This window comes from Pantoea sp. Z09 (assembly GCF_022394795.1).
In the GTDB taxonomy this organism is placed as follows: Bacteria; Pseudomonadota; Gammaproteobacteria; order Enterobacterales; family Enterobacteriaceae; genus Pantoea; species Pantoea latae.
In genome coordinates this window covers 573,218-590,414 of the sequence record NZ_CP092373.1, presented here as the reverse complement: position 1 = coordinate 590,414, position 17,197 = coordinate 573,218, and the positions used below count along the sequence as shown (strand labels likewise).

Below are 17,197 nucleotides of genomic sequence, written 5' to 3'. Positions count from 1 at the left end.
CGTAAATGCTAACGGTAGTGGCTGAGATTTGTATCAAACCTGGACGTCGCAACGCAGTGCTGGACGCGATCGCCTCGCTGATCCCGACGGTGCTGGCCGAAGAGGGCTGCCATCAGTATGACGCGCTGGTGGATCACCAGGCGCAGGTGCCGTGGAAGCACAATTCGCCTGACTCCATTTTTATGCTGGAGCAGTGGGAGTCGCTGCGCCATCTGGAGCAGCATCAGCAGATGCCGCATATGGAGGCGCATCGCGAAAAGATCAAAGCGGATGTGGTGGACGTGAAGATTCTGGTGCTGGAGCCAACGGCCTGACCGCCGCCTCGCCGATCAGCCGCGCGCTTTCGGGCCCGCGGCTTTTTTTATTTCAGAACAGCGCCTGCGCGGCGATCTCGGCGTGAAGAAAATCGAGAAAACAGGTAATGCGCGCCGCCAGCTCCGCGTTGCGGTAGTACACGGCGTGCACCGGCAGCCGCACATCCAGGGTCTGCGCCACCAGCACCTCTTTCAGCCGGCCGGCGGCGAGATCCTGATGGCTGACGAAATCGGAGATGCGCGCGATGCCCTGGCCGGCCAGCGCGAGCTGGCGGATGATTTCGCCGCTTGAGGCGGCGATGGTCGGCTGGATGCGCAGCATTTCGCCTTCGCGCTGCCAGACGGGCCAGACGTTGTGCATCTCCAGCTGGCTAAAGCCGATCAGCTGATGCTGCGCCAGCGCCTCGACGCTGTGCGGCTCGCCCGCCCGTTGCAGATAGTCCGGGCTGGCCAGCAGCCGCACCCTGCTGCTGCCGAGCATGCGGGCGCGCATGGTGGAATCGCGCAGCTCGCCGATGCGGATCGCGATATCGGTCTGCTGCTCCAGCAGATCGATCACGATATCGTCGGTATTGAGTTCCAGCTGAATTAACGGATAGCGCTGGCGGAAGGCGCCGATCAGCGGCACCACCACGTGCTGCATAAAAGGCGCGGCGGCGTTGATGCGCAGGCGGCCCGACGGGGTTTCCCGGCGTCGGGCGAGCTGCTCTTCCGCCTGTTCGACAGAGAGCAGGATCTGGCGCGCGTGGGACAGGAACAGCAGGCCCTCTTCGGTCAGGGCCAGCCGGCGCGTGGTGCGGTGCAGCAGGGTGCTGTTGAGCTTGGCCTCAAGACGGCTCAGGGCGCGGCTTACGCCTGAGCTGGTTTGATCCAGCAGCTCCGCCGCCGCGGTGATAGAACCGCAGTCCGCCACCGCCACCAGCACGCGCAGCTCTTCCAGCGTGACTTTCATCCTCGACCCCGCAGCGCGCCTGTCACACTTCGATATCGGCCATATCGCCTTTTTCCTGCAGCCAGTTGCGGCGATCTTCCGAACGCTTCTTGGCCAGCAGCATATCCATCACGCGCAGCGTCTGCTCGACGTCGCTCTCTTCCACCGTCAGCTGCACCAGGCGGCGCGTGTTAGGGTCGAGCGTGGTTTCGCGCAGCTGCAGCGGGTTCATCTCGCCCAGCCCTTTAAAGCGCTGCACGTTCGGCTTGCCCTTCTTGCGCTTGAGCTGCTCCAGCACGCCCTCTTTTTCATCTTCGTCGAGCGCGTAGTAGACCTCTTTGCCGAGATCGATACGGTAGAGCGGCGGCATTGCCACATAGACGTGGCCGCCCTTCACCAGCGAGCGGAAGTGCTTCACAAACAGCGCGCACAGCAGGGTGGCGATATGCAGGCCGTCGGAGTCCGCATCGGCAAGGATGCAGATCTTGCCGTAGCGCAGCTGGCTGAGATCTTCGCTGTCGGGATCGATGCCGATCGCCACGGAGATGTCGTGCACCTCCTGCGACGCCAGCACCTCGTCCGAGGAGACTTCCCAGGTGTTGAGGATCTTGCCCTTCAGCGGCATGATCGCCTGATATTCGCGATCGCGCGCCTGCTTGGCAGATCCGCCGGCAGAATCCCCTTCCACCAGGAAGAGTTCGGTTTTATTCAGGTCCTGCGCGGTGCAGTCCGCCAGCTTGCCGGGCAGCGCCGGTCCGCTGGTGAGCTTTTTACGCACCACTTTCTTCGCTGCGCGCATACGGCGCTGAGCGCTGGCGATCGCCAGCTCCGCCAGCTGTTCCGCCGCCTGCACGTTCTGGTTGAGCCACAGGCTAAAGGCATCTTTCACCACCGCCGAAACGAAGGCAGCGCACTGGCGCGACGAGAGACGCTCTTTGGTCTGACCGGCGAACTGCGGGTCCTGCATCTTCACCGACAGCACGTAAGCGCAGCGATCCCAGATATCCTCCGCCGACAGCTTGACGCCGCGCGGCAGAATATTGCGGTATTCGCAGAACTCGCGCATCGCGTCGAGCAGCCCCTGACGCAGGCCGTTAACGTGCGTGCCGCCCTGCATGGTCGGGATCAGGTTAACGTAGCTTTCAGTCAGCAGCTCGCCGCCTTCCGGCAGCCAGATCAGCGCCCAGTCCACCGCTTCCGTGTCGCCGGAGAAGCTGCCGACGAACGGTTTTTCCGGCAGCGTCGGCAGGCCGTTGATCGCTTCGCACAGGTAGTCGGTGAGGCCATCTTCATAGCACCAGCGCTGTTCGGTGTTGTTGACCTTGTCTTTAAAGACGATCTCGACGCCGGGACAGAGCACCGCTTTCGCCTTCAGCAGGTGAGTCAGGCGGGAGACCGAGAAGCGCGGGCTGTCAAAGAAGCTTTCGTCAGGCCAGAAGTGCACGCTGGTGCCGGTGTTGCGTTTCGCCACCGTGCCGGTTTTGGTCAGCTCCTGCACCTTCTCGCCGTTTTCAAACGCGATGTCGTACACTTCGCCGTTGCGGCGCACCGTGACCTCTACCCGCTTCGACAGGGCGTTGACCACGGAGATGCCGACGCCGTGCAGGCCGCCCGAGAACTGATAGTTTTTGCTGGAGAACTTGCCGCCCGCATGCAGTCGGCAGAGGATCAGCTCAACGGCGGGCACGCCCTCTTCCGGGTGGATGTCCACCGGCATGCCGCGCCCGTCGTCGATCACCTCCAGCGACTGATCGGCATGCAGAATCACTTCGACCCGTTTCGCATGGCCCGCCAGCGCCTCATCGACGCTGTTATCAATGACTTCCTGACCCAGATGGTTAGGACGCGTCGTATCGGTATACATGCCGGGACGACGGCGAACCGGCTCAAGGCCAGTCAGAACCTCAATAGCATCCGCGTTATAGCTTGATTGACTCATGATAAATTTCTAATCAGAAGCGTGAAATTAGGTGCAATTTCCGCAGGTTAGTCGTGATTCAGACCCAGAAAGTCCAGAATCTGCGGGAAATGGCGTTCGAATCCGGTAAAGGCATGATTGCCGCCCTGCTCCACCGTTTGACGGCACGCGCTGTAGTAGTCGAGCGCCTGGCGATAATCGAGCACTTCGTCGCCCGTTTGCTGCAGCAGCCAGAGTAAATCGGGCGCTTCCAGCGGCTCAATCTGCATGACTTTCAGATCGTAAATGTGGCGAGACTCTAACACATATTGCTGGCCGGTGTAGGGATTCTGGTTGACCCCAAGGTAATCCGCCAGCAGCTCAAACGGCCGCACCGCCGGATTGACCACCACGGCGGGCAGCATAAAACACTGGGAGAGCCAGGTGGCGAAATAGCCGCCCAGCGAGGAGCCGACCAGGCCGAGCGGCTGGCCGCTCAGCGCCATCACTTTCTCTTCCAGCAGCGCGGCGGCGTCGGCGGGAAACGCCGGCAGCTGCGGCACGATCACCTCGATATGCGGATGCGTCGCCGCCAGCCACTGCTGCAGCTGCGTCGCCTTGGCGGAGCGCGGCGAGCTGTTGAAGCCGTGCAGATAGAGCAGCGCCGCCATCAGTAGCCGTCCGAGTCCAGATCGGGGCGAAACGCGTCGGTTTGCAGCCGCTCGACCTCGGTGTCGAACGATCCGTCTGGATGCAGCGTAAACCAGCGCCAGCCTGGCGCCACGGTATCAATGGTGAAGCTGGTGCAGTGCGGTTTGAACTGCACGCAGGTCGAGGGCGTCGCCAGCACGCGACGGTCGTGCCAGCTAAGATCCAGCTCCTGATGAATATGGCCGCACACCAGCGTGCGCGCTAAGGGATAGTGCTGCAGCACCGCGTCGAGCTGATGCGCGTTGCGCAGGCTGTGCTGATCGAGCCAGGTGCAGCCGCTGGCCAGCGGATGATGGTGCAGCACCACCAGCGTGTGGCGCTGCGGAAAGCGCGCCAGCGCCTTCTCCAGCCACTCCAGCTGATAGTCACTCAGCATGCCGTGCGGCACGCCAAACACCTGGCTGTCGAGCATCACCAGCTGCCAGTGCTCGCCCAGCAGCACGTGCTTTTGCGCGGCGATCGCCGCCTCGGCCAGGGTATCCACCATCGCCGGCTGGAAATCGTGGTTGCCCGGCAGCCAGACGCAGGGTTTCGGCAGACGCGCGATGCCCTCAGCGAAGTGCTGATAGGCTTCGACAGAGTGATCCTGAGCGAGATCGCCGGTGGCGATGATCAGATCGAAATCGCGCTGCTGCGCCGCAATGGCGTCCAGCACCGCGTCATAACTCGCCCAGGTATTCACGCCCAGCAGCGATTCGTTTTTTCCAGCGAAAAGGTGGGTGTCCGTGATTTGCAAAATCCTGATCCCGGCCCCATTCGCCGCAGGAAGTGTTAGCAGGCTATCCAAAGCGTTTCCTTCGTCTCCACGCCGAATAATGCATTATCTGTGCGATCAGCAGACCGGCTCCGCCATCGCGCCCTGCGCCAGGCAGTAGCGCAGCCAGTCAGCAAGGAACTGGTTGATCTGGTGTTTCTCGTCGCGCTGATGCAGTTTTTTATTAGGATAATCATAGCGCGCTTTAAAGCGATAGATCTGCTGTGTTGAACACACTTCGGCGACCATCGCGTCGTGATATAACCGCACCGACATGCAAGGCAGGCTCCAGTAACTCACAACGGGCGCCACCTGGCGGATCTCCACCAGCGTGGTGTAGCGCGTGGACTCTTCGATGGTCAACTGATAGCGGGCGCCCTTAACCTGATAGACCACCGATGCGCCTGCCTCGTCGCTGCGCGGCAGCAGACGACGCAGCTGGGCGAAGTTGGTTTCGCAGAGCCGCATCATTTCGGGGAAATCAGGGATATAGCGCTGTTTCATTTTAGCTTCCACTCGTCTCGTAGTTTTTCATGGTGCAACGCCAGCCATTGCAGGGCGATGACAGACGCCGCGTTGTCGATAATCCCCTCTTCCACCCAGCGGTAAGCCTGTTCGCGGCTCACCACATGCACAAGAATATCCTCATTCTCTTCCTCCAGACCGTGGCATCCTTTTGCCAGGCTGGCATCCACTTCTCCCACCAGTATCGATAAGCGCTCACTGGTGCCGCCAGGGCTGGCGAGGTAGTTTAACACGGGTTTAACGCGTCCGACGCTCAGTCCCGCCTCTTCGACGGCTTCGCGTCGCACCACCTCTTCGGCGCTTTCGTTGGGCTCGATAATGCCCGCCACCATTTCCAGCAGCCAGGGCGTTTTGCTGACGTCAAAGGCGGGAATGCGGATCTGCTCGATCAGCACCACTTCGTCGCGTAAGGGATCATAGGGTAGCAGCACGGCAGCGTGTCCGCGCTCGAAAACTTCGCGCACCACTTCGTTGCTCATTTCGCCATTAAAACGGCGGTGGCGAAACCGGTAGCGAACAATGGAAAAAAAACCTTTCCAGGCGGTTTCGCGTGCAATAATTTCTACATCGTTTTTTGTAAAAGTCACTGGGGATTTTTTTTCGCCGCTCATCGACGGGCTCCTTATGCAGATTGGGACGGAGCGGCAAAAAGCCAACCCACAGGCTCCATCCGAGTGGTTCTTTCTGAATTATTTACGTAAATTAGGGGGAGAAGGCACGTTCAGCCAACTTATCTCACAGTCGCACTCTGCTAGAATCTGCGATTATTTTTTGGCTTATCCGGCAGCGCTACCCCTGTAATTTGCTGCAACAAAAGGAATGCAAATGAAAAAACTGCTCCCACTTTTTATTGGGCTGAGCCTGGCCGGTTTCAGCCTTGCCAGTCAGGCAGAGGACCTGCTGCAGGTCTATCAACAAGCGCGTCTCAGCAACCCGGATTTACGCAGCTCCGCCGCCACCCGTGACGCCGCCTTTGAAAAGATCAATGAAGCGCGCAGTCCTTTGTTGCCTCAGTTAGGTTTAGGCGCGGATTACACCTATAGCAATGGTTATCGCGACAGCAGCGGCCTTCATTCCAACACGACCAGCGGATCGCTGCAATTAACGCAGACCATTTTCGACATGTCGAAATGGCGCGCGCTGACCCTGCAGGAGAAAGCGGCCGGCATTCAGGACGTCACCTACCAGGTGGCGCAGCAGGATTTAATCCTCAACACCGCGACCGCCTATTTCAACGTATTAAAGGCGATTGATACCCTTTCTTACACCGAAGCGCAAAAACAGTCGATCTACCGCGAGCTGGATCAGACTACCCAGCGTTTTAACGTTGGCCTGGTGGCGATTACCGACGTGCAGAACGCCCGCGCGCAGTACGACAGCGTGCTGGCGAACGAAGTAACCGCGCGCAACAACCTCGACAATATGGTCGAGTCGCTGCGTCAGATCACCGGCAACGACTACCTGGCGCTGGCGTCGCTGAATATCGATCGCTTTAAGGCCACCAAGCCGGACGCGGTGAGCGCGCTGCTGAAGCAGGCCGAGAGCCGCAACCTCAATCTGCTGTCAGCCCGTCTGAACCAGGATCTGGCGCGCGAGCAGATCCGCTCTGCGGAAACCGGCCATATGCCGACGCTGGATCTGACCGCGTCGACCGGTCTCTCTAACAGCAAGTATGGCGGCAGCCGCGCCAACCAGAGCACCGGCAGCACCGATTCCATCAGCGGCACCAATCAGGTGGGCCTGAGCTTCTCGCTGCCGCTCTACAGCGGCGGCGCGGTCACCTCACAGGTGAAGCAGGCGCAGTTCAACTACGTCAGCGCCAGCGAACAGCTGGAGAGCGCGCATCGCTCTGCGGTGCAGACGGTACGCTCCTCCTACAACAACGTGAACGCGTCGGTGAGCAGCATTGAGGCCTACAAACAGGCGGTGGTTTCTGCGCAAAGCTCGCTGGATGCCTCTGAAGCGGGTTATCAGGTCGGCACGCGCACCATCGTCGACGTGCTGGACGCGACCACCACGCTCTACAACGCCAAGCAGCAGCTCTCTGACGCGCGCTACAGCTATCTGATTAACCAGCTGAATATCAAATATGCGCTGGGCACGCTGAACGAGCAGGATCTGCAGCAGCTTAACAGCCAGCTCGGCAAAGAGATCTCTACCTCGCCGGAAAGCGTGGCGCCGGAAAATCCGCAGCAGACCGCGCGCGTTGACAACGGCCCAGCGGCGGAGCCAGCAACCCCTGCGGCGCGTCCTGCCGCTCAGCGCAGCAGCGCGAATCCGTTCCGCAATTAATCTTCAACGGGCCGCTTTGCGGCCCGTCTTGATTGTGCCACCGTGCGTGACATGGACCGATCGCAAAGTCGCAAAATCGGCATCCTTGCCAGCTCGGCACGCGCCCTCCCTGGCGCGTGACGCTTTGCTCTTCGGTCCATATCACACCCGTTTCAAATTCCAGCTGCAGGCCATAACGGGCCGCTTTGCGGCCCGTCTCTCCGTTAAACGTATAACAACGTAAAGATCCTTTCCGCATCAGGCCCTCAGCTTCATTTTCCACCAGCGATCCCCTATCCTGAGCATCACCTTTGGGCACAGGATGACAAATATGAAACGGACAAAAAATATTCGCCATGCCGCTTTTCGCAAAAGCTGGCAGGCACGCCATTTAACGCCGGTCGCACTGGCCATTGCTGCGGTATTTACCCTGGCGGGCTGCGAACAGAGCGATGAAACGGTCTCGATGTATCAAAATGCCGATGACTGCAGCAAGGCCAATCCAGGCCAGAGCGCGCAGTGCACCACCGCCTACAATAACGCGCTGAAAGAGGCGGAACGCACCGCGCCGAAATACGCCTCACGCGAAGACTGCGTAGCGGAATTTGGCGAGAATCAGTGCCAGCAGGCCCCGGCGCAGGCGGGCGTTGGCACCACGCAGAACGCGGAAGCGCAGCAGAGCGGCAGTTTCTGGATGCCGCTGATGGCGGGCTACATGATGGGCCGCCTGATGGGCGGCGGCGCGGGCTTCGCGCAGCAGCCGCTCTTTTCGCCGCGTACCCCGAACAGCCCGGCTAACGGCCAGTTTGTGGACGCGTCGGGCAAAAACTACGGCGCCGCCACCTCTGGCCGCACCATGAACGTGCCGAAAACCGCGCTGGCGCCGAAACCGGCCACCACCTCCACCATTACGCGCGGCGGCTTCGGCGAAACGGTGGCGAAGCAGAATAGTATGGCGCGCAGCAGCGCCACCGGCACCTCCAGCCGTTCGCTGGGAGGCTAACGCCGTTATGCAACGCATTGCCATCAATGAGCGCCCTGACTGGCGCGAAAAGGCCACGGAATATGGCTTTCGTTTTCACACCATGCACGGCGAGCCGTACTGGTGTGAAGACGCCTACTATCAGTTTACGCTGGCGCAGATAGAGAAACTGGAAGCCACCACCGCGGAGCTGCACCAGATGTGTCTGCAGGTGGTGGAGAAAGTGGTCGGCAGCGAGCAGCTGCTGGAGAAATTCCGCATACCGAAGCACACCTGGGATTTCGTGCGCGACTCCTGGACGCAGCGTCAGCCGTCGCTCTACTCGCGCCTCGACCTCGCCTGGGATGGCCAGAGCGACGCGAAGCTACTGGAAAACAACGCGGATACGCCGACCTCGCTGTATGAAGCGGCCTTCTTTCAGTGGATCTGGCTAGAGGATCAGCTTAACGCTGGCCAGCTGCCGCCGGGCAGCGATCAGTTCAACAGCCTGCAGGAGAAGCTGATTGAGCGCTTCGCCGCACTGCATCAGCAGCACGGTTTCCAGTGGCTGCACTTCGCCTGCTGCCGCGACACCGAAGAAGATCGCGGCACGGTGCAGTATCTGCAGGACTGCGCCACCGAGGCGGGTCTGCCGAGCGAGTTTCTCTATATCGACGAGATTGGCCTCGGCGACAAAGGCCAGTTCACCGACGTGCAGGATCAGGTGATCAGCAACCTGTTCAAGCTCTATCCGTGGGAATTTATGCTGCGCGAGATTTTCTCCACCAAGCTGGGCGATGCGGGCGTGCGCTGGCTGGAGCCGGCGTGGAAAAGTATCGTCTCTAACAAGGCGCTGCTGCCGATGCTGTGGCAGATGTTTCCCAACCACCCTAATCTGCTGCCCGCCTGGTTCGCCGAAGACAATGTGCCGCACATGGACAAATATGTGGTGAAGCCGCTGTTCTCGCGCGAAGGCGCCAATATTCGCATCGTGGAAAACGGTCAGGAGATTGCGCGCGTCGACGGGCCTTACGGCGAAGAGGGCATGATCGTGCAGCAGTTCCACCCGCTGCCGAAATTCGGCGACAGCTATACGCTGATCGGCAGCTGGCTGATTGACGATCAGCCGGCCGGCATTGGCCTGCGCGAAGATCGCGACCTGATCACCCAGGATCTTTCGCGCTTCTATCCTCACGCCTTTATCGGGTGAGCCAGAGCGGGCCGCGCTGGCCCGCTTCGCTTAGCCTACCTGCACCGACAGCATGCTGATTGCGCCCATCTCCAGGCCCTCCACCGGCACGCTGACCGGCTCGTCACCGCGACGGGCGCCCAGCACGTAGAGCAGCGGCAGATAGTGCTCTGGCGTCGGATTCGACAGCGCGGCGTCGGGATGCTGCATAAAGTTCACCAGCGGATGCGTCTCGCTTTCGCCCTGCCAGCTCAGGTTGTCCCGCACAAACCGATCGAAGCGCTGCGCCCAGGGCCAGGCTGGCGCGGTTTCGTCCCAGCGCACCTTGCGCAGGTTATGCACCACGTTGCCGCTGGCAACGATCATCACGCCGCTGTCGCGCAGCGCCGCCAGCTTTTTACCCTGCTCGAAATGCCAGGCGGGCGACTGCGTCGCATCGACGCTGAGCTGCACCACGGGAATGTCGGCGTCGGGATACATCTTGATCAGGACGCCCCAGGAGCCGTGATCGAATCCCCACTCATGGTCGAAGCGCACCGCCGTCGGCGCGAGCGCGTCAGCGATCTCCTGCGCCAGCGCGGGCGATCCTGGCGCCGGATAGCGCGTGTCGAACAGCGCCTGCGGGAAGCCGCCGAAATCATGGATGGTGCGCGGATCTTCCATCGCCGTGACCGCCGTGCCGCGCGTGTACCAGTGCGCCGACACCGCAATAATGGCGCGCGGACGCGGCAGGGTTTCACCCGCGTGACGCCAGGCCTGGGTATAGCGGTTCTCTTCCAGCACGTTCATCGGGCTGCCGTGACCTAAAAACAGCGCGGGCATAGGTTGTTGCATCATCGCTCCTCAGACATATCTCTATCGGCTAACGATACGCCCTTTAACAGCGCCGGAAACGCGCATAAGCATGATGAAGAGCATCAGTGAATTTGAACAACTTTCAGCCGACACTTCTTTACCAAATATAACTCGACGTTTCGTAGGGTTATCGCTAATTTTATGCGAATGATTATCATTAAGGAGAATGCGATGTCGGGTCCGTTATTGCTCACCGTGCTGGCTGGCGCCGCTACGTTTATCGGTGCGCTGTTCGGCGTGCTGGGCCAGAAGCCGTCTAACCGCATGCTGGCGTTTGCGCTCGGCTTTGCGGCGGGCATTATGCTGCTGATCTCACTCATGGAGATGCTGCCGACCGCGCTGCGCACCCAAGGGATCTCGCCGCTGCTCGGTTACGGCATGTTTATGCTGGGCCTGCTCGGCTATTTCGCGCTGGATCGTTTGCTGCCGCATCAGCATCCGCAGGATCTGATGTCGGCGCAGCGCCACCCGGCGAAGCTTCGCCGTACGGCGATCCTGCTGACGCTCGGCATCAGCCTGCATAACTTTCCCGAAGGCGTGGCGACCTTTGTCACCGCCAGCAGTGATATGGAGCTGGGGCTGGGTATTGCGCTGGCGGTGGCCATCCACAATATTCCCGAAGGTCTGGCGGTAGCCGGCCCCATGTACGCCGCCACCGGCTCGAAACGCAAAGCGCTGTTCTGGGCCTGCGTTTCCGGCATGGCGGAGATCCTCGGCGGGCTGCTGGCGTTTGCGCTGCTTGGCCCGATGATGTCGCCGGTAGTTATCGCGGCGGTGATGGCGGGCGTCGCCGGCATTATGGTAGCGCTGTCGGTGGATGAGCTGATGCCGCTGGCACGGGAGATCGATCCCCACAATAATCCGAGTTACGGCGTGCTGTGCGGGATGACGGTGATGGGCGCCAGCCTCGCGCTGTTGCAGATCAGCGAAGTAGGCTAGATCGGCTGCTGAAAACAAAACGGGCCGCTAAGCGGCCCGTTTCTTTTTGGTCAGCGCCTGCCTTAGCTGGCCTGACGCGTTTCGTGCGCGCGCCGCCAGGCCACCAGATCTTCAATGGTGACCACAGGCATGTTGTGCGCTTTCGCGAAGGTAATCGCTTCCGGCGCGTGCGCCATGGTGCCGTCGTCGTTGGTGAGCTCGCACAGCACGCCCGCCGGCTTAAAGCCCGCCAGCGTCACCAGATCGATAGTCGCTTCGGTGTGGCCGCCGCGCGTCAGGACGCCGCCGTCACGCGCGCGCAGCGGGAAGACGTGGCCGGGACGATTAAGGTCGCTCGGCTTCGCGTTATCGGCAATGGCCGCGCGGATGGTGGTAATGCGATCTTTCGCGGAGACGCCGGTGGTAACCCCTTCGGCGGCTTCAATCGTCACCGTAAAGCCGGTGCCGTAGGCGCTGGTGTTGGTCTCGACCATCATTGGCAGCTCAAGCTGCTGACGGCGCTCTTCGGTGAGGCAAAGGCAGACGATGCCGCTGCCGTGGCGGATGGTCAGCGCCATCTGCTCGACGGTCATGGTTTCCGCCGCGAAGATCATATCGCCTTCGTTTTCACGGTCTTCATCGTCAAGCACCATTACGCCGCGTCCCTCACGGAGCGCAGCAACTGCACGTTCTACACGCTGTTCCGGCGTGCCAAATTCAGAAAGAAGCGTCTGATTCATGGTAATAAAACCTTATAAAATATATGAGTTACCAGAATCAGGGCGAGCTTAGGAGTGATGTCATCAAGACATGGCAATAACGCGAAGCGGGCGTAGCCCGGCAGATGTCGTTACCCTCTCCCATCCGGACTTTAACCGTCGGCCCCGGAATTACACCGGATCTGCTGACCTTTCCGTTGCCGGAAAGCGCTCGCGGGCTTTCAGCCGTAGCTGATTTACCGCCGGTGGGGAATTTCGCCCCGCCCTGAGAATAAGCAAAATTACTATAGCGCCATTACACAGGTCGGGCAATCAACAAAACCTCAAATGCTTTTGCATTTCCTGCCGTGTCGATTTCGGGTTTAACCTTTTCGTTTCTGGCATTACACTTAACCCTTATCAGGCCCCAACCCCTGCTGTCACCAGCAACACGAAACCAGGAAATCATCATGATCGACACGAAAAAAATTGAACAACTTGCGCGTCAGGTGCACGAGGCAATGCCGAAAGGGATTCGTGAATTTGGCGACGATGTCGAAAAGAAAATTCGCCAGGTTCTGCAGGCGCAGCTGACGCGTATGGATTTGGTCAATCGTGAAGAGTTCGACGTGCAGACGCAGGTGCTGCTGCGCACGCGTGAAAAGCTGGCCGCGCTGGAGCAGCGCCTGGCACAGCTGGAAAGCCATCAGCCTTCCGCACCGGCGCCCGCGGTAGTGACGCCCGATCCGGCAGGCAAAATCGACACCCCGCAGTAAGCTTTCAGACGGCGGGCGCGCAAGGCGCCCGCCCGCACGGTTACTCGCCGCGAATAGTCTTGATGATATTGGTGGTAGAGATGCCGTCTTCGAAGTTCAGCACGCGCACGTCGCCGCCGTTCGCCCATACCTCTTTGCTGCCCGCGATATCTTCCGGCTTGTAGTCGCCGCCTTTTACCAGCAGATCCGGCAACACGCTGGCGATCAGACGCTGCGGCGTATCTTCCTCAAACGCCACTACCCAGTCTACCGCTTCCAGCGCGCCAAGCACGATCATGCGGTTCACCAGCGGATTTACCGGGCGACTGCTGCCTTTCAGACGCTTCGTCGACGCGTCGCTGTTGACCGCCACAATCAGGCGATCCCCCAGCTTGCGCGCGTTGGCCAGATAGGAGACGTGACCCGCGTGCAGAATGTCGAACACGCCGTTGGTCATCACTACTTTCTCGCCGCGCTTGCGCGCCTGCTCGACGGCGATTTTAAGCTGCGCTTCGTTCATGATGCCGAAACCTTCGTCCGGGCGTGCATGCACGGCGTTTTCCAGCTCAATCGGACTCACGGTCGAGGTGCCCAGCTTGCCGACCACCACGCCCGCCGCCGCATTGGCCATAAAACAGGCCTCTTCCAGCGAGTCGCCCGCCGCCAGCGTCGCCGCCAGCACGCCAATCACCGTGTCGCCTGCGCCGGTCACGTCGAAAACTTCCTGCGCCTGCGTCGGCAGATGCAGCGGCGCCTTGCCTGGCTGCAGCAGCGTCATGCCGTTTTCAGAGCGCGTCACCAGCAGCGCGGAGAGCTCGTAATCCGCCACCAGCTGCATGCCGCGGCTGACAATCTCCTCTTCGTTTTTACACTTGCCAACCACCGCCTCGAACTCCGACAGGTTCGGCGTCAGCAGCGTCGCGCCGCGATAGCGCTCGAAGTCAGTGCCTTTGGGATCGATCAGCACCGGCACCTCTGCTTCACGCGCCAGGCGGATCATGGTCTGCACGCTGGAGAGCGCGCCCTTGGCATAGTCGGAAAGCACCAGCGCGCCGGCCGCCGCCAGCGACTGGCGCAGACGCTGATGAATCGGTTCCGGATCGACCTGCTCGAAGCCCTCTTCGAAATCAAGGCGCAGCAGCTGCTGATTGCGCGACAGCACGCGCAGCTTGGTAATCGTAGGATGGGTTTTGACCGCAACGAAGTCGCAGCGCACGTTGACCTTTGCCAGCGTGCTGTTCAGCACGCGCGCCGCGTCATCTTCGCCGGTTAAGCCGATCAGCTGCGACGCCGCGCCCAGCGCCGCAATGTTCATCGCCACGTTTGCCGCGCCGCCGGGACGCTCTTCAATGGTGTCCACTTTCACCACCGGCACCGGCGCTTCAGGAGAGATACGGCTGGTGGGGCCATACCAGTAGCGATCCAACATCACGTCGCCTACCACCAGCACCGAAGCACGGTCGAACGCGGGCAAAGTAACTTTCATTCCAGACACTCCAGACTGCAGTAAAAATAGTGCGCGGATGATAGCACAGATGCGATCTGCGCTATCAACAGCCGCTTATGGGGTTAAAGGCGACGCCAGCCAGCGCTGCCAGCTTGCCACCACGGTTTGCCGCTCGGCGGCAAAGGCGTCCGGCTCGACATGGCCCGGCAGCTCCTGCAGCGCCAGATGATGCAGCGCGTCGCGCAGCGTGACGTAGGCATGGGTCAGCGCCTGCGCTTCCGCCTCCGGCAGTTTGTCATAGCGCGCCGCCAGTTCGAAAATCCGCACGTTATCGGACCAGCGCGTCAGCTCAGGCTGTTCGGCGGCCCAGGCTAAGACAAGATATTGCGCAATGAATTCAATGTCGGTAATGCCGCCTTCGTCGGTTTTGATCTCCCAGCGCCCTTTGTGCCTGTTGCTGAGATGAGTGCGCATTTTCTCACGCATCTCGCGCACCTCTTTTTGCAGCGCCTCTGGCGCGCGCGGCAGGCAGAGAATGGCGCGGCGGATGGCGTTGAAACGCCCGGCCAGCGCATCATCGCCAAACACCACGCGGGCGCGCACCAGCGCCTGATGCTCCCAGGTCCAGGCCTCATGGCGCTGATAGTCGTCGAAGGCGTCGAAAGTGCTGACCAGCATGCCGGCCGCGCCGGAAGGCCGCAGCCGCGCGTCCACTTCATAGAGAATGCCTGAGGCGGTGCGCGTGCTGAAGAGATGCATAATGCGCTGCGCCAGCCGCAGATAGAACTGCCGGCCGTCGATGCTGCGCTCGCCGTCGGTGACCGCATCCGCCGGGCAGTCGTGCAGAAACACCAGGTCGAGATCGGAGCTATAGCCCAGCTCCCAGCCGCCCAGCTTGCCGTAGCCCAGCACCGCGAAGCCGCGCTCGTGCTCATTTTTCAGGTGGCCCGGTCGGCCGTAGCGTTGCACCATCATCTGCCACGCCTGCTGCACCACCGATTCGATAATCGCTTCCGCCAGCCAGGTTAAGTGATCGCTCACTTTCATCACCGGTAACGTGCCGGCGATATCGGCCGCCGCGATGCGCAGCAGCTGCGCCTGTTTGAACTGGCGCACCGCCTCCAGCTGCTGCTCTTCATCATCCACCGGAATGCGCATCAGATACTGGCGCAGCTCGTCGCGGTAGGCGTCGGTGGCGGTCGGCTGATAGAGCGTGGCGGGATCGAGCAGCTCATCCAGCAGCAGCGGATAGCGCGCCAGCTGGCTGGCGATCATCGGCGACGCCGCGCACAGGCGGATCAGATGCCGCAGCGCGCCGTGATATTCGGTCAGGAGTTCAAGATAGGTGCTGCGCGTCAGCACGCCCAGCAGCAGCGGCACCAGCCGGCTGAACGTAACGGCGGCGTCGTCGCGCGGACACACCTCGCTCAGCAGGCGCGGCATCAGCTGGTCGATCGCCAGCCGTCCGCGCGGACCGATGGTGCGGCGGCTAATATCCTGACGAAAATCCTCCAGCGCGCGATGCAGCGACCGGCGCTGTTCATCGTCGAGCTGCGGCACCAGCGGCGCCAGCTCCGCATCCTCCAGCGAATCCTGCCACATGCCGCTGAACTCCAGCAGCTCGGGCTGATCGCTTATTTCCGGGATATCTTCACCGATCAGCTCGTCGAAAATGGCGCGCACCGCCGCCATATGCGTTTCAAGCCGCGCCGTTAAGACGCCCCAGCTCTCGGCGTTCATCGCCCAGGCGAGCCGCGCGCGGTCGCGCGCATCGGTCGGCAGCGTCTGGGTCTGTTCGTCATTGATGCTCTGCAGCAGGTTCTCCAGACGGCGCAGGAAAAGGTAGGCCGCGCGCAGCGTCGCCACCTGATCCGCCGTCAGCAGCGCCAGTTCGCCAATTGCCGACAGCGTCGGCAGCAGCGAGCGCAGCTGTAGCGAGCGCTCACGTCCGCCGCGTATCAGCTGGAAAACCTGCACGATAAATTCGGTTTCGCGAATGCCGCCCGCGCCCAGCTTGATGTTATTGGTCAGCCCGCGCCGCCGCACCTCGCGCGTGATCATGCTCTTCATGTTGCGCAGCGACTGGATGACGCTGAAGTCGATATAGCGACGGTAGATAAAGGGGCGCAGCATCTGCTGCAGCTCCTGGCTCCAGCGATCCTGGTCGTCGCCCATCAGGCGCGCCTTGACCATCGCATAGCGCTCCCAGTCGCGGCCCTGCTCCTGATAGTAATCCTCCAGCGCGGCGAAGCTCAGCACCAGCGGACCGCTGTCGCCGAAGGGGCGCAGCCGCATGTCGACGCGGTAGACGAAGCCGTCCATGGTGGGCTGATCCAGCACTTTGATCAGCCGCTGCCCCATGCGGGTAAAAAACTGCGCGTTATCCAGCTCGCGTCGGCCGCCGCGCGTGGTGCCGTTTTCCGGCCAGGCAAAAATCAGATCGATGTCGGAAGAGAAGTTGAGTTCGCCGCCGCCCAGCTTGCCCATGCCGAGGATCAGCATCGGCTGCGGCTCGCCCGCGCTGTTGCAGGGGGTGCCGAAGTCCTGACAACACGCCTGATAGACCCAGTCGCGCGCCCGGCTAATCAGCACTTCCGCCAGCACGCTGAGCTGCTGCAGGCTCTGCTCAGTGCTCGCCTCGTGCAGGCACTGCATCCAGGCAACCCGCACCAGCATACGGCGACGGAACAGCCGCAGCGCGCGCATCAGCGCCGCCTCGCCGTCAACGGTAGCGATGTCGGCGTCCAGCCAGCGGGCGTAGTGCTGCCACTCGTCCGGCTGCGGCGGCTGCTGCTGGATCGCCAGCCACCATTCCGGGTGACGCTGCAGGTTCTCGACGATGAAATCACTGAACGCCAGCGCAGCGCGCTGTGCGTCGGTTAAGGCGTCTGCGGCGACGCCGAGGCGCTCGGCCGCGCTGGCCGCCTGCGCCTGTAGTTCAGCGGGTAACTCTAACAACGTCTTCTCTCCC

General features: G+C 61.3%; 16 protein-coding genes and 1 riboswitch. Of the genes, 6 read left to right on the top strand and 10 right to left on the bottom strand.

Annotated features, from left to right (window positions below; all coding sequences use genetic code 11):
* Nucleotides 1-5: 5 nt before the first annotated feature.
* Nucleotides 6-314, top strand: a complete 309-nt coding sequence (locus MC269_RS02985; RefSeq protein WP_081139822.1) for a putative quinol monooxygenase — start codon at nt 6-8, stop codon at nt 312-314.
* A 52-nt stretch (nt 315-366) separates the two neighbouring features.
* Here the strand turns inward: MC269_RS02985 and MC269_RS02980 are convergent, their stop codons facing one another.
* From MC269_RS02980 to nudF, 6 genes are read right to left on the bottom strand one after another with little or no spacing between them, the layout of a single operon-like run.
* Complete coding sequence (locus MC269_RS02980) at nt 367-1,266, bottom strand: LysR substrate-binding domain-containing protein (protein WP_081139824.1); 900 nt, start codon at nt 1,264-1,266, stop codon at nt 367-369.
* 22 nt (nt 1,267-1,288) lie between these two features.
* Entirely contained in the window at nt 1,289-3,184 is a 1,896-nt protein-coding gene (parE, locus tag MC269_RS02975; RefSeq protein WP_081139826.1) for a DNA topoisomerase IV subunit B, read from the bottom strand.
* A 47-nt stretch (nt 3,185-3,231) separates the two neighbouring features.
* A complete protein-coding gene (yqiA, locus tag MC269_RS02970; RefSeq protein ID WP_239953845.1) occupies nt 3,232-3,813 on the bottom strand; it encodes an esterase YqiA in 582 nt (193 codons plus the stop codon).
* Nucleotides 3,813-4,640 (bottom strand): 3',5'-cyclic-AMP phosphodiesterase, encoded by an 828-nt coding sequence (gene cpdA / locus MC269_RS02965; protein WP_081139829.1) that lies wholly within the window; start codon nt 4,638-4,640, stop codon nt 3,813-3,815. Before cpdA ends, yqiA begins: the two co-directional genes overlap by 1 nt.
* A 45-nt stretch (nt 4,641-4,685) precedes the next feature.
* Nucleotides 4,686-5,111 (bottom strand): DUF1249 family protein, encoded by a 426-nt coding sequence (locus MC269_RS02960; protein WP_081139830.1) that lies wholly within the window; start codon nt 5,109-5,111, stop codon nt 4,686-4,688.
* Nucleotides 5,108-5,743, bottom strand: a complete 636-nt coding sequence (gene nudF / locus MC269_RS02955) for an ADP-ribose diphosphatase (RefSeq protein ID WP_081139832.1) — start codon at nt 5,741-5,743, stop codon at nt 5,108-5,110. Before nudF ends, MC269_RS02960 begins: the two co-directional genes overlap by 4 nt.
* A gap of 214 nt (nt 5,744-5,957) precedes the next feature.
* Between nudF and tolC the strand changes: the two genes are divergently transcribed.
* The 3 genes from tolC to MC269_RS02940 all read left to right on the top strand — a co-directional run bounded on the left by tolC (nt 5,958) and on the right by MC269_RS02940 (nt 9,574).
* Entirely contained in the window at nt 5,958-7,424 is a 1,467-nt protein-coding gene (gene tolC / locus MC269_RS02950; RefSeq protein ID WP_081139834.1) for an outer membrane channel protein TolC, read from the top strand.
* A 310-nt stretch (nt 7,425-7,734) separates the two neighbouring features.
* Nucleotides 7,735-8,406: a DUF1190 family protein gene (locus MC269_RS02945; RefSeq protein ID WP_033792232.1), complete on the top strand. Its 672-nt coding sequence runs from the start codon at nt 7,735-7,737 to the stop codon at nt 8,404-8,406.
* Nucleotides 8,407-8,413: 7 nt separating this feature from the next.
* Nucleotides 8,414-9,574, top strand: coding sequence for a glutathionylspermidine synthase family protein (locus MC269_RS02940; protein WP_239953843.1), 1,161 nt, complete (start codon nt 8,414-8,416; stop codon nt 9,572-9,574).
* A gap of 30 nt (nt 9,575-9,604) precedes the next feature.
* On the opposite strand, the gene ygiD is transcribed toward MC269_RS02940, so the two are convergent.
* The gene (gene ygiD, locus MC269_RS02935; RefSeq protein WP_239953841.1) at nt 9,605-10,390 is read right to left on the bottom strand and encodes a 4,5-DOPA dioxygenase extradiol; all 786 of its coding nucleotides are present in this window, start codon (nt 10,388-10,390) and stop codon (nt 9,605-9,607) included.
* Between the two features lie 189 nt (nt 10,391-10,579).
* Here ygiD and zupT point away from each other — a divergent pair, with 189 nt between their 5' ends.
* Nucleotides 10,580-11,347: a zinc transporter ZupT gene (gene zupT, locus MC269_RS02930; protein ID WP_239953840.1), complete on the top strand. Its 768-nt coding sequence runs from the start codon at nt 10,580-10,582 to the stop codon at nt 11,345-11,347.
* Nucleotides 11,348-11,409: 62 nt separating this feature from the next.
* Here zupT and ribB read toward each other — a convergent pair whose 3' ends face one another.
* Nucleotides 11,410-12,066 (bottom strand): 3,4-dihydroxy-2-butanone-4-phosphate synthase, encoded by a 657-nt coding sequence (gene ribB / locus MC269_RS02925; protein WP_239953838.1) that lies wholly within the window; start codon nt 12,064-12,066, stop codon nt 11,410-11,412.
* A gap of 108 nt (nt 12,067-12,174) precedes the next feature.
* A riboswitch (FMN riboswitch) is annotated at nt 12,175-12,322 on the bottom strand.
* A gap of 172 nt (nt 12,323-12,494) precedes the next feature.
* On the opposite strand from ribB, the gene MC269_RS02920 reads away from it, so the two are divergent.
* Nucleotides 12,495-12,800: an accessory factor UbiK family protein gene (locus MC269_RS02920; protein ID WP_033752486.1), complete on the top strand. Its 306-nt coding sequence runs from the start codon at nt 12,495-12,497 to the stop codon at nt 12,798-12,800.
* Between the two features lie 40 nt (nt 12,801-12,840).
* On the opposite strand, the gene hldE is transcribed toward MC269_RS02920, so the two are convergent.
* Nucleotides 12,841-14,265: a bifunctional D-glycero-beta-D-manno-heptose-7-phosphate kinase/D-glycero-beta-D-manno-heptose 1-phosphate adenylyltransferase HldE gene (hldE, locus tag MC269_RS02915; protein ID WP_239953821.1), complete on the bottom strand. Its 1,425-nt coding sequence runs from the start codon at nt 14,263-14,265 to the stop codon at nt 12,841-12,843.
* A 75-nt stretch (nt 14,266-14,340) separates the two neighbouring features.
* Nucleotides 14,341-17,184, bottom strand: a complete 2,844-nt coding sequence (glnE, locus tag MC269_RS02910) for a bifunctional [glutamate--ammonia ligase]-adenylyl-L-tyrosine phosphorylase/[glutamate--ammonia-ligase] adenylyltransferase (protein WP_239953819.1) — start codon at nt 17,182-17,184, stop codon at nt 14,341-14,343.
* Nucleotides 17,185-17,197 lie beyond the last annotated feature (13 nt).